The sequence below is a fragment of the Holzapfeliella sp. JNUCC 80 genome (assembly GCF_053667655.1).
In genome coordinates this window covers 936,533-949,683 of the sequence record NZ_CM132205.1, presented here as the reverse complement: position 1 = coordinate 949,683, position 13,151 = coordinate 936,533, and the positions used below count along the sequence as shown (strand labels likewise).

9 protein-coding genes and 2 rRNA genes are annotated in these 13,151 nt (G+C 40.3%); all 11 read left to right on the top strand.

Going from position 1 to position 13,151, the window contains the following annotated elements:
* The first annotated feature begins 24 nt into the window (after positions 1 to 24).
* The 11 genes from JNUCC80_RS04775 (at position 25) to JNUCC80_RS04725 (ending at position 13,111) form a co-directional block, all read left to right on the top strand.
* Entirely contained in the window at positions 25 to 1,038 is a 1,014-nt protein-coding gene (locus tag JNUCC80_RS04775) for a zinc-binding alcohol dehydrogenase family protein (protein WP_454153358.1), read from the top strand.
* A 226-nt stretch (positions 1,039 to 1,264) separates the two neighbouring features.
* A complete protein-coding gene (locus JNUCC80_RS04770; RefSeq protein ID WP_454144060.1) occupies positions 1,265 to 1,807 on the top strand; it encodes a GNAT family N-acetyltransferase in 543 nt (180 codons plus the stop codon).
* A 284-nt stretch (positions 1,808 to 2,091) separates the two neighbouring features.
* Complete coding sequence (locus JNUCC80_RS04765) at positions 2,092 to 2,892, top strand: amino acid ABC transporter substrate-binding protein (RefSeq protein ID WP_454152741.1); 801 nt, start codon at positions 2,092 to 2,094, stop codon at positions 2,890 to 2,892.
* A gap of 21 nt (positions 2,893 to 2,913) precedes the next feature.
* A complete protein-coding gene (locus tag JNUCC80_RS04760) occupies positions 2,914 to 3,588 on the top strand; it encodes an amino acid ABC transporter permease (RefSeq protein WP_454144676.1) in 675 nt (224 codons plus the stop codon).
* Positions 3,581 to 4,315, top strand: coding sequence for an amino acid ABC transporter ATP-binding protein (locus JNUCC80_RS04755; protein ID WP_454152740.1), 735 nt, complete (start codon positions 3,581 to 3,583; stop codon positions 4,313 to 4,315). The genes JNUCC80_RS04760 and JNUCC80_RS04755 overlap by 8 nt, the downstream gene beginning before the upstream one ends.
* A 115-nt stretch (positions 4,316 to 4,430) precedes the next feature.
* A complete protein-coding gene (locus JNUCC80_RS04750) occupies positions 4,431 to 5,162 on the top strand; it encodes an MIP/aquaporin family protein (RefSeq protein WP_454152739.1) in 732 nt (243 codons plus the stop codon).
* An 87-nt stretch (positions 5,163 to 5,249) separates the two neighbouring features.
* Complete coding sequence (locus tag JNUCC80_RS04745) at positions 5,250 to 5,849, top strand: TVP38/TMEM64 family protein (protein WP_454152738.1); 600 nt, start codon at positions 5,250 to 5,252, stop codon at positions 5,847 to 5,849.
* A gap of 7 nt (positions 5,850 to 5,856) precedes the next feature.
* Positions 5,857 to 6,417, top strand: coding sequence for a GNAT family N-acetyltransferase (locus JNUCC80_RS04740; protein WP_454152737.1), 561 nt, complete (start codon positions 5,857 to 5,859; stop codon positions 6,415 to 6,417).
* 274 nt (positions 6,418 to 6,691) lie between these two features.
* Complete coding sequence (serS, locus tag JNUCC80_RS04735; protein ID WP_454144072.1) at positions 6,692 to 7,966, top strand: serine--tRNA ligase; 1,275 nt, start codon at positions 6,692 to 6,694, stop codon at positions 7,964 to 7,966.
* A gap of 494 nt (positions 7,967 to 8,460) precedes the next feature.
* Positions 8,461 to 10,032 (top strand): 16S ribosomal RNA (locus tag JNUCC80_RS04730).
* A gap of 166 nt (positions 10,033 to 10,198) precedes the next feature.
* Positions 10,199 to 13,111, top strand: a 23S ribosomal RNA gene (locus tag JNUCC80_RS04725).
* Together the 16S and 23S rRNA genes form the textbook arrangement of a ribosomal RNA operon.
* Positions 13,112 to 13,151: the final 40 nt, after the last annotated feature.

Sequence of the window (13,151 nt, the reverse complement as noted above, 5' to 3'; positions counted from 1 at the left end):
AGAGGTTATTTTGCCGTGAGTAATATGCAAGCAATAGGTGTTAAAGAGTCATTACCCATCACAAATCCAGAAAGTTTAGTCGCTTTTGAAACTGAGGTTCCGCATCCAAGTGAAGATGAGCTATTAGTTCAAGTTAAAGCGTTCTCAGTTAATCCAATTGATACTAAAATTCGTATGGGGCTTCGACAAGCCATTAAGCGCCCACGTATTTTAGGCTTTGATGGTGTTGGAGAAGTTGTTGAGGTCGGTAAAGCCGTCAGTGATTATCAAGTCGGTGATCAAATTTATTACCTTAATTCAAAGATTAAGCCGGGTAGCAATGCTCAGTTCCAGGTAGTAGAGCCTAAAATGGCAGCTCATGTGCCACAATCTGTTTCACTTAGTGAAGCTGCTGCTTTGCCGTTGGTGAGCTTGACTGCTTATGAAGCGTTGTTTGAACGACTAGCAATTCCAATGAATTCAAAAACCAAGCAATCTATTTTGATTTTGAATGGTGCAGGTGGCGTTGGTTCAATGGCAATCCAATTAGCTAAAATCGCTGGGTTGAATGTTGTCGCAAGTGCTTCAAGAGACGAAACCAGACAATGGGTTGAATCAATGGGGGCTGATGCGGTTATTAATCATCACCACAATTTAGTAGATGAATGTGAACTACTAGGACCTGCAGCTTATGAGTTTGATTATGTTTTAGACCTACATGGTTTAGACAGTCACTTTAATGAAGTTATCGAGTTACTAGCGCCTAATGGTCGTCTTTGTACCGTAGGCGATGATCAGTTAACCGTTGATAGCGAAGATTTTAAAACAAAAAGTTTAAGTTTAAGTTTTGAATCTGTTTTTACAAAATCATTTTATAAAACTCAAGATTTAAATTCACAACATCAAGCACTGCAACAAATTGCACAATGGATAGACGACAAAAAATTAAAGTCACCACTAACCCAAACTTTAACTGGGTTAACGGTTGAAAACATTCAACAAGCACATGCTGTTTTGGAAACCCATCAAATGATTGGAAAATTAGTAATTGAAATTTAAAACACGTTTAAAACGTGTTTTTTTCATGTGTTCCACTAAAACTAACATGAAAAAAACATGAAAAAACTGCCTGGATTTAAAAAGTATAAACCTTGTTAAATCAATGATTTACTGAGTTGTTAAAAAGACTTTAGTAACAAAAAATCAAAAGTTGTTGACGATATTATGTTAATCACGTTATATTTTTAAAGTCAAAAAACTTTTAATGATTTTCAAGGAGGGAATTATGCTATCTATCAGACAAGCCACTATGGCAGATTTACCAACCGTTATGAATTTAATCAATTCTGCAATCAAGGTACTTGCCGAGAGGCAGATTCCTCAATGGCACGATGGGAAGTATCCACTAACTAGTGATTTTGAAAACGATATTAATCACGGTGAAGGTTATGTCCTAGTCGATGAGGACCTAGACTCAAAAATTATAGGATATGCAGCACTAAGCTCATGTCCAGATAAAGTTTACGAAGAAGGTTCAGAAGTTAACTTCAATAACCATGTCGAATCAAACTATATGATTGTGCATCGCGTTGTTGTTGATTCTTCTGTTAAAGGAAGACGAATTGGATTGAGATTTTTAGAAATGTTACAATCTCAAGCTAACGAATTAGAGTACCACGATTTAAGAATCGATACTCATCCCAAAAATATTGCAATGAGAAAGACAATCATGCGTGCGGGATATGAAGAAGTGGGCATGATTTACCTTCCAGAAGTTGCCGATAATGAACGTGTAGCTTACCAATTATTAACAAGAGTGAGAATATAATTAAAAAAAGGTTGACTTTATAGCTGAGACAAGATTTAATATAGACTATAGTTACAAATAATAAGTAAGTCAGTTATGAAGGGAGAAATATAGTTATGACAATGTGCTGTTGTTCAATGCCAATGTGTAAAATGCAAATCAAAGAACAAACTCAAACAACTTGTCGTGGCTAGAACTCCCTATCTTTAATTTTTTTATTATCTAGAAAAGGACAGGTGTAGCCTGTCCTTTTTATTTAGGGGTTTTTAGTTGCGCGCAACTTATTTTTTAAAGGAGAAACTATCATGAATAAAAGAAATAGTATTATCGGGATAATTATTGCAGCCGTCGTGGTCATTGCGGTTTTTGTGGGTGTCAATTCAGCAAAAGGTTCTGATCAAACCAATACGGCTAGCGATTCAAATCAAAAAGTGATCACAGTTGGAACTGAAGGGACTTATGCACCCTTTTCATATTTTAACGAAAAAAACGAATTAGTCGGGTTTGATGTTGATGTTGCTAAAGCAGTTTTTTCAAAATTGGGGTATCAAGTTAAATTTGAAGATGCACCTTGGGATTCAATGATTGCTTCTTTTAACGCTAAAAAAACAGATGTGGTCTTTAACCAAGTTGGAATCACACCAGAACGTCAAAAGAACTTTTTATTCACAACACCGTATTCCTATTCTAGAGCCGCATTAATTGTAGCTAAGGATAATAACGAGATTAAAGACTTTGATGATTTAAAGGGTAAGAAAAGTGCGCAGTCACTAACATCAAATTACGGTGCTAGAGCTGAAAGTTATGGTGCAACATTAGTTAGTACTGATGGGTTCAGTAAAGCCGCTGATTTAGTTTCCCAAGGACGTGCAGATGCGACCTTGAATAGTGATGTTTCATTTTATGATTACTTAAAACAAAATCCAAATGCTAATATCAAAATCGTTAACCAAGTTAAAGATGCGACACCGTCAGCTGCAATGTTCCAAAAAGGTAATGAAGATTTAGTTAAACAAGTTGATGAAGTTTTAGCTCAACTTAAACAAGATGGAACATTGAAGTCGATTTCGGAAAAATACTTTAACAAAGATATTACACAAGAGTAGAAGAGGGCTAGCATGGATTTAATGACAATTATTGATATGGTCAAACAAGCACTAGGGCCTATTTTTATAGCAGGACTGCAAGTGACGATTCCGCTAACTATTGTGTCATTTATCTTGGCATTAATTATTGCGGGGATTACAGCAATCGCAAGAATTTCAAATAGTCGTTTATTACGATTTGTTTTTGCAACGTATGTTTGGATTTTCAGGGGAACGCCACTAATTGTCCAATTATTCATTGCGTATTTTGGATTAGCTAGTCTAGGATTAACGCTTGATGCGTGGACAGCTGCAGTACTGACATTTGGTTTGAATAGCGGTGCTTATGCTTCTGAAGCAATTAGAGCTGCTATCTTATCAATCTCAAATGGTCAATGGGATGCCGCAAGATCACTAGGGATGTCACGTTTGAAAATTTTACAACGTGTGATTGCGCCTCAAGCTTTCAGAATCGCCTTGCCACCTTTATTTAATGAATTAATCAGCCTAGTTAAAGGCACATCACTAGCTGCAAGTATTACTTTGGTCGAAATGTTCTTGGTTTCTCAACGTGTCGCAGCTAGAACTTACCAACCACTTATTATGTATATTGTTGTTGCTTTCTTCTATTTAATGATTTCTACAATTTTAGTAGGTATTCAAAGCTACTTAGAAAAAAGAACATCAAAACATGTAGGAGGTAATACACATGCTTAGTTTAAAAAATATAAATGTTTCATTTGATCAGCAACCGGTTTTGAAAGATTTTTCAGTTGACTTCAATCAAAATCAAACAACGGTTATAGTTGGTCCATCTGGATCAGGAAAGTCAACGTTACTGCGAACAATTAATTTGCTGAACTATCCAGCAAGTGGCACGTTGAGTTTAAATGAAAATAGCTTTACATTTCCCAAGCAATACCCTGCAAAAGAAGTTAGTCGCTATCGTCAAAATTTTGGAATGGTTTTTCAAAACTTTGAATTATTTCCTCACCTATCAGCATTAGGCAATGTTATCGAGGGTCCAACACAAGTGTTGAAGCAGTCAAAAGATGTTGCCACAACAAAAGCTAAAGCACTACTTGAACAGGTTGGGTTAGCGCAAAAATCTGATGCATTTCCAAATGAGTTATCAGGGGGACAACAACAACGTGTGGCGATTGCCAGAGCATTAGCCATGGAACCAGAATTTATCTTATATGATGAACCAACGAGTGCGCTTGACCCAGAACTTGAAGGAGAAGTGCTAAAAGTTATTAAAGACTTAGCGCAAAAGCGTAATTCCCAAATCGTGGTGACGCATAACTTAGCTTTTGCAGAAGAAATTGCAGACCAGATCTTATTCCTTGAAGAAGGACAGGTAAATTACTTTGGTTCAGCTAAGGGATTCTTCAATAGCGAGAACGAACGAATTAAAAATTTCACTAAAAAAATGATGTCTTAATAAAAATTTTAAAAATTCACACGACAAAGTGTGTTTTTTTGTTGCATTTTTCAAAAAACTCTTATAAGCTATATAGGTCTGTTTAATTATTTTTTTTAGAGGAGTTTATACGTAAATGGAATATTCGCTTTGGACGCAAATTATTGCGGAAGTTATTGGAACAGCTTTCATGGTTGCCTTAGGTAACGGTGCTGTTGCTAACGTTGAATTAAAAGGTACAAATGGCCACAAAGGGTCATGGTTTTTAATTGCATGGGGATTTGGTATTGGTGTTATGATACCTGCCTTGATGTTTAAGTCTGTTTCTGGAGCTATCATTAATCCAGCTATGGTTCTTGGAGAACTTATAAATGGGATTACACCGTTTGATAAAGCAATGTACTTTATCATTGCTCAATTTATTGGTGCAATCATCGGACAACTTGTTGTTGTAGGTCTTTACTTACCATACTTGAGAAAAACAACTAACGCCGATGCTATTTATGGGATTTTCTCTACACGTGAAAAAACTGAAAGTAAACTAAGTGGTTTCATCAGTGAGTTCACAGGTAGTTTTGTGTTATTCTTCGCTGCTTTAGCAATGGCTAACCATGCAAAAATGACACAATCAAGTACAGCTTTTGTTGCGATTGGTTTAGGATTTTTAGTAGCTGCTTTAGTAACTTCACTTGGTGGAACAACGGGTCCTGGTTTAAACCCAGCTCGTGACCTTGGTCCACGTATTCTACACGCAATCCTACCTTTGAAAAATAAAGGAACATCTCGTTGGGATTACGCTTGGGTGCCAGTAGTTGCCCCAATCTTAGCTGCTGTTTTAGCAGTTTACCTATTCCATCTTATTTTTTAATTAATTAAAAATTAGTAATAAGTCCCCTTTGCTGAGTACTTATAAGATAACAACATGTTATCCTTATACTTAGTAAGGGGGATTTTTATGTCTGCAAAAACATCCAGAAGACTAATTAATATCGGGACAATTATCTCTATCATTATTTTTATAGGGCTAGGTTGGTACTGGTATTCCCTTGGGATTTTTAACTCTCAAGAAGCTATGCAAGCTTATTTATCGGACAAACAAGTTACGGGTCCGTTTATTTTTATCTTAATTCAAATTATTCAAGTTGTGTTTCCTGTTATCCCTGGGGGGATAACACTAGTTGTAGGTGTTGTATTCTTTGGCCCATTTTGGGGATTTTGGTATAACTATATTGGGATTGGAATTGGTTCTGTTATCAATTTCTTTTTAGCCCGTTATTATGGTAAAGAATTTATCTTGAAGATAGTTTCTGAAAAAACGTATAATAAATATATAGGAAAAGTTAAGAGTCAAAAGGCTTTTGATTGGTTCTTTGCTTTGGCTATTTTGTTCCCGGTGGCACCAGATGATTTGCTCTGTTTGATTGCTGGGTTAACTAAAATGTCATTCAAAAAGTTTTTGATGGTTATTATTTTCTTGAAGCCATGGACGATTTTGGTTTATAGTTTGGCACTAGACCAAGTAATCAAGTGGATTATGCAACTGTTTGGAGGCTAGAAATCGCGTGATTTTAGAAACAAAACAAACAATTTTAAGAGGATTTGAACTAGAAGACAGCGAAGTCTTGTATAAGTGGGGGCAAAACCCTATCTACAAAAAAAGAGCAGGATATCCGGAAGTTAAAACCAGACAAGATGCTGTTAACTTGTGTAAAACTTATAGGAAGAGTTCACTCACGTTTGCTATAGAATCCAAACAAACGCACGAAGTAATTGGCGTTTTTGAAGTGAATGAGCGAGGCGTTGAGGAAACATCTGGCTTAGATAGAACGAAAGAAGTCGGCTTTTTAGTTGATCAGCGCTATTGGGGTCAAGGTATCATGACTGAAGTTCTGTCTCGAATGCTTAACTACCTATTCAAAGAACTCAACCAACTCGAAGTATGGGCAGCTTGTTACATCGAAAATGAAGCTTGTCAGCATTTACTTGAGAAAGTCGGGTTTAATTATATGTATCAACTTGATTATGCACAGTTAAGCTCATTTATAAGTGATTTGTTTGAGTCGGTGGAGAATTACTATCGCTTAACACAATCAGAATTTTTGGGTTCAGTAGATAATAGTTGAATTTGATTTTCTTTTTTAATATAATAAAATTAACAAATGATTAAAACACGTCGAAATTTTTAGACCGAGTACAGAGAGTTTACAAGTTGCTGAAAGTAAATGGTGTCTTTTTCCGATTTCGTAAGGTGGATGGGTAATGCCATACGCAAGACAGCGTTATTGTCACTAATGAGTGTAGCTTTTAGCTAAATTTGGGTGGCACCGCGAATTGACCGATTCGTCCCTTTGATGGACGCGGTCTTTTTTTTATACAAAAAATTAGGAGTTGTTGAAGATGTTAGATATTAAAAGAATTCGTCAAAACCCTGAATGGGCTAAAGAACGTTTAGGTACACGTGGTATTAAGGCAGAACAAATTGATCACTTACTACAATTAGATGAAAACCGTCGTCAAATGATTGTAAAAAGTGAAGAATTGAAAAAACAAAGAAACCAAGTATCTGAACAAATTGCACAAAAGAAACGTCAAAAAGAAGATGCAACGCAAGAAATTGCTGATATGAAACAAGTTGGACAAGAAATCAAAGCATTGGATGAACAACTTAACCAATTATCAGAAGAAACAACCGATATCTTATTACGTTTGCCTAACTTCCCAGAAGAATCTGTTCCAGTTGGTGAAAGTGAAGATGATAATGTTGAACTACGTAAGTGGCACGAACCAACAGAATTCAACTATGAACCTAAAGCACATTATGAATTAGGTGAAGACTTAGGTATTTTAGATTTTGAACGTGGTGCAAAAGTTGCAGAAAGTCGTTTCCTATATTACAAAGGATTAGGTGCTAGACTTGAAAGAGCTATTTATAACTTCTTCTTAGATGAACATGCAAAAGAAGGTTATGAAGAAGTAATTCCACCATACTTGGCAAACAACGAAGCGATGACAGGGACAGGACAATTCCCTAAATTTACTGAAGATGTTTATACTATTATAGATGGGGAACGTCCACTAACATTAATTCCAACTGCAGAAGTGCCTCTAGTTAACTACTACTCACACGAAATTTTGAGTGATGACCAATTACCAACATACTTTACAGCCCTAACACCAGCATTTAGATCAGAAGCTGGAAGTGCTGGACGTGATACACGTGGTTTAATTCGTTTGCATCAATTTAATAAGGTAGAAATGGTTAAATTTGCTAAGCCTGAAGAGTCATGGAATGAACTTGAAAAGCTAACTAAAGATGCTGAAAGTCTATTACAAAAACTTGAATTACCTTATCATGTTGTTGCACTATCAACAGGGGATGCAAGTTTCACTTCAGCTAAGACTTACGACTTAGAAGTGTGGATGCCTGCACAAAACACTTATCGTGAAATTTCAAGTTGTTCAAATTGTACTGACTTCCAAGCACGTCGTGCACAAATTCGCTACCGTGATGAAGAAGGTAAGATTCAATATGTTCACACCTTGAATGGATCAGGGCTAGCTGTAGGTCGTACTGTTGCAGCTATTTTAGAAAACTATCAAAATGAAGATGGTAGTATTACCGTTCCTAAGGTGTTAGTTCCTTATATGAATGGTGTAGAAGTTATTAAATAATGTAAAAGAAGCCTACGGGCTTCTTTTTTTATGGAAATATAAGAAATGTGTTGACTTGGTATAACTGGCGTGCTAATATAGTTTTTGTCGTTAAATAACGGCGCAACACAAAATAAAGAAATCAAAAAGATTTCAAAAAAGTGTTGCAACAAAACTTAATAAATGCTATTATAGTCTTTGTCGTTGAAAAGCGACAGCTAAGCAGCTCAAACGAAATCAAAAAGATTTCAAAAAAGAGTTGCAAAGCAAAAGAGAACATGGTATATTAATTAAGTCGTCAAGTTGAACAAACAAATTATTCTTTTATAAGAAAAAAATAATTTAAAAAATTCTTGACACTGGTTATCAGCTTTGATATAATAGAGAAGTTGTTAAACAAAGTAGACCTTTGAAAACTGAACAAAGTTTCGCATAAATGTGTGGGGGTAATTAACCCCAAGCAATGAGCGAAGTCAATTCGCTAGTAAGTTTTAAAAAGAGCAAGTCAAACAATCTAAAATGAGAGTTTGATCCTGGCTCAGGACGAACGCTGGCGGCGTGCCTAATACATGCAAGTCGAACGAGTTTGCTCTTATGATGGTAGTGCTTGCACTACTTGACTAAGAATCCAAACGAGTGGCGGACGGGTGAGTAACACGTGGGTAACCTACCCTAAAGCGGGGGATAACATTTGGAAACAGATGCTAATACCGCATAACAATAAGAATCGAATGTTTCTTATTTAAAAGATGGTTTCGGCTATCACTTTAGGATGGACCTGCGGCGTATTAGCTAGTTGGTAAGGTAATGGCTTACCAAGGCGATGATACGTAGCCGACCTGAGAGGGTGATCGGCCACATTGGGACTGAGACACGGCCCAAACTCCTACGGGAGGCAGCAGTAGGGAATCTTCCACAATGGACGAAAGTCTGATGGAGCAACGCCGCGTGAGTGAAGAAGGGTTTCGGCTCGTAAAACTCTGTTGTTAGAGAAGAAAGATAGTAAGAGTAACTGTTTATTATTTGACGGTAACTAACCAGAAAGCCACGGCTAACTACGTGCCAGCAGCCGCGGTAATACGTAGGTGGCAAGCGTTGTCCGGATTTATTGGGCGTAAAGCGAGCGCAGGCGGCTAATTAAGTCTGATGTGAAAGCCTTCGGCTTAACCGGAGAAGTGCATTAGAAACTGATTAGCTTGAGTGCAGAAGAGGAGAGTGGAACTCCATGTGTAGCGGTGAAATGCGTAGATATATGGAAGAACACCAGTGGCGAAGGCGACTCTCTGGTCTGTAACTGACGCTGAGGCTCGAAAGCGTGGGTAGCAAACAGGATTAGATACCCTGGTAGTCCACGCCGTAAACGATGAGTGCTAAGTGTTGGAGGGTTTCCGCCCTTCAGTGCTGCAGCTAACGCATTAAGCACTCCGCCTGGGGAGTACGACCGCAAGGTTGAAACTCAAAGGAATTGACGGGGGCCCGCACAAGCGGTGGAGCATGTGGTTTAATTCGATGCAACGCGAAGAACCTTACCAGGTCTTGACATCTTTTGACCACCTAAGAGATTAGGTTTTCCCTTCGGGGACAAAATGACAGGTGGTGCATGGTTGTCGTCAGCTCGTGTCGTGAGATGTTGGGTTAAGTCCCGCAACGAGCGCAACCCTTATTACTAGTTGCCAGCATTAAGTTGGGCACTCTAGTGAGACTGCCGGTGACAAACCGGAGGAAGGTGGGGATGACGTCAAATCATCATGCCCCTTATGACCTGGGCTACACACGTGCTACAATGGATGGTACAACGAGCAGCGATACCGCGAGGTTTAGCTAATCTCCTAAAACCATCCTCAGTTCGGATTGCAGGCTGCAACTCGCCTGCATGAAGCTGGAATCGCTAGTAATCGCAGATCAGCATGCTGCGGTGAATACGTTCCCGGGCCTTGTACACACCGCCCGTCACACCATGAGAGTTTGTAACACCCGAAGCCGGTGAGGTAACCTTTTGGAGCCAACCGTCTAAGGTGGGACAAATGATTAGGGTGAAGTCGTAACAAGGTAGCCGTAGGAGAACCTGCGGCTGGATCACCTCCTTTCTAAGGATATACGGAAACACACATTTGAAACTTTGTTTAGTTTTGAGAGGTTCACTCTCAATCGTTGAACATTGAAAACTGAATATGATTTAAGAACCAAAAGCCGAGGTTATCGAAAAGATAATCAAACACCGCGTTTTTAAGAGTAAATTAAAGAGAAATCACAGGTTAAGTGATAAAGGGCGCATGGTGGATGCCTTGGCACTAGGAGCCGATGAAGGACGGGACAAACACCGAAATGCTTTGGGGAGTTGTAAGTAAGCTTTGATCCAGAGATATCCGAATGGGGGAACCCACTAAGAGTAATCTTAGTATCTGTATGTGAATACATAGCATGCAGGAGGAAGACGCGGGGAACTGAAACATCTCAGTACCTGCAGGAAGAGAAAGAAAAATCGATTTCCTGAGTAGCGGCGAGCGAAACGGAAAGAGCCCAAACCAAGAAGCTTGCTTCTTGGGGTTGTAGGACTACAATAACGGACTTAAATAAGATAGAAGAATGAGTTGGGAAGCTCAGCCAAAGAAGGTGACAGCCCTGTATTTGAAATCTTGTTTATACCAAAGTAGTATCCTGAGTACGGCTGGACACGAGAAATCCAGTCGGAATCCGGGAGGACCATCTCCCAAGGCTAAATACTCCCTAGTGACCGATAGCGAACCAGTACCGTGAGGGAAAGGTGAAAAGCACCCCGGGAGGGGAGTGAAATAGATCCTGAAACCATGTGCCTACAAGTAGTCAAAGCCCGTTAATGGGTGATGGCGTGCCTTTTGTAGAATGAACCGGCGAGTTACGTTATGATGCAAGGTTAAGTTGAAGAGACGGAGCCGAAGCGAAAGCGAGTCTGAATAGGGCGAATAAGTATCATGATGTAGACCCGAAACCAAGTGACCTATCCATGTCCAGGTTGAAGATGCAGTAAAATGCATTGGAGGACCGAACCCACGTACGTTGAAAAGTGCGGGGATGAGGTGTGGATAGCGGTGAAATTCCAAACGAACTTGGAGATAGCTGGTTCTCTCCGAAATAGCTTTAGGGCTAGCCTTGGAGTAAAGGATCGTGGAGGTAGAGCACTGTTTGGACTAGGGGCCCGTCAAGGGTTACTGAATTCAGATAAACTCCGAATGCCATTGATCTATATCCAGGAGTCAGACTATGAGTGATAAGATCCGTAGTCGAAAGGGAAACAGCCCAGATCACCAGTTAAGGTCCCAAAATTTATGCTAAGTGGAAAAGGATGTGGCATTGCGTAGACAACTAGGATGTTGGCTTAGAAGCAGCCATTCATTTAAAGAGTGCGTAATAGCTCACTAGTCGAGTGACGCTGCGCCGAAAATGTACCGGGGCTAAGCATAATACCGAAACTGTGGATGTGTTATTTATAACACGTGGTAGGAGAGCGTTCTAAGGGCGAAGAAGGTAGATCGTAAGGACTGCTGGAGCGCTTAGAAGTGAGAATGCCGGTATGAGTAGCGAAAGATAGGTGAGAATCCTATCCGCCGAAAGACTAAGGTTTCCTGGGGAAGGCTCGTCCTCCCAGGGTTAGTCGGGACCTAAGATGAGGCCGAAAGGCGTAATCGATGGAAAACAGGTTGATATTCCTGTACTATAATGCATTGTTTGAACAATGGAGGGACGCAGCAGGCTAAACGAATGTGCGAATGGAAGAGCACGTCCAAGCAACAAGTTTTATTATGAGTCAAATGCTTATAATTATACGGATGAGTTGTGATGGGGAGCGAAATTATAGTAGCGAAGTCGTTGATGTCACACTGCCGAGAAAAGCTTCTAGTTAGATGTATTGTGCCCGTACCGCAAACCGACACAGGTAGTCGAGGAGAGAATCCTAAGGTGAGCGAGCGAACTCTCGTTAAGGAACTCGGCAAAATGACCCCGTAACTTCGGGAGAAGGGGTGCTGATTTTAAATCAGCCGCAGTGAATAGGCCCAAACAACTGTTTATCAAAAACACAGGTCTCTGCTAAATCGAAAGATGACGTATAGGGGCTGACGCCTGCCCGGTGCTGGAAGGTTAAGAGGAGAGCTTAGCGTAAGCGAAGGTTTGAATTGAAGCCCCAGTAAACGGCGGCCGTAACTATAACGGTCCTAAGGTAGCGAAATTCCTTGTCGGGTAAGTTCCGACCCGCACGAAAGGCGCAATGATTTGGGCACTGTCTCAACGAGAGACTCGGTGAAATTATATTACCAGTGAAGATGCTGGTTACCCGCGACAGGACGGAAAGACCCCATGGAGCTTTACTGTAGCTTGATATTGAGTATTTGTGAAACATGTACAGGATAGGTAGGAGTCGATGAAGTGAGAACGCTAGTTTTCATGGAGACATTGTTGGGATACTACCCTTGTTTTATGAATCCTCTAACTTTTGCCAATTATCTTGGTAGAGGACAGTGTCAGGTGGGCAGTTTGACTGGGGCGGTCGCCTCCTAAAGTGTAACGGAGGCGCCCAAAGGTTCCCTCAGAATGGTTGGAAATCATTCGCAGAGTGTAAAGGTATAAGGGAGCTTGACTGCGAGACTTACAAGTCGAGCAGGGACGAAAGTCGGGCTTAGTGATCTGGTGGTACCGTATGGAAGGGCCATCACTCAACGGATAAAAGCTACCCTGGGGATAACAGGCTTATCTCCCCCAAGAGTTCACATCGACGGGGAGGTTTGGCACCTCGATGTCGGCTCGTCGCATCCTGGGGCTGTAGTCGGTCCCAAGGGTTGGGCTGTTCGCCCATTAAAGCGGCACGCGAGCTGGGTTCAGAACGTCGTGAGACAGTTCGGTCCCTATCCGTCGCGGGCGTTGGAAATTTGAGAGGAGCTGTCCTTAGTACGAGAGGACCGGGATGGACATACCGCTGGTGTACCAGTTGTTCTGCCAAGGGCATCGCTGGGTAGCTATGTATGGACGGGATAAGCGCTGAAAGCATCTAAGTGCGAAGCCCCCCTCAAGATGAGATTTCCCATTCCTTTAAGGAAGTAAGACACCTCAGAGATGATGAGGTCGATAGGCTAAGAGTGGAAGTATAGCGATATATGGAGCGGATTAGTACTAATCAGTCGAGGACTTAACCAAGTTAAGCGGTAGGCTTTTGGAAAATAAATCATATTCAGTT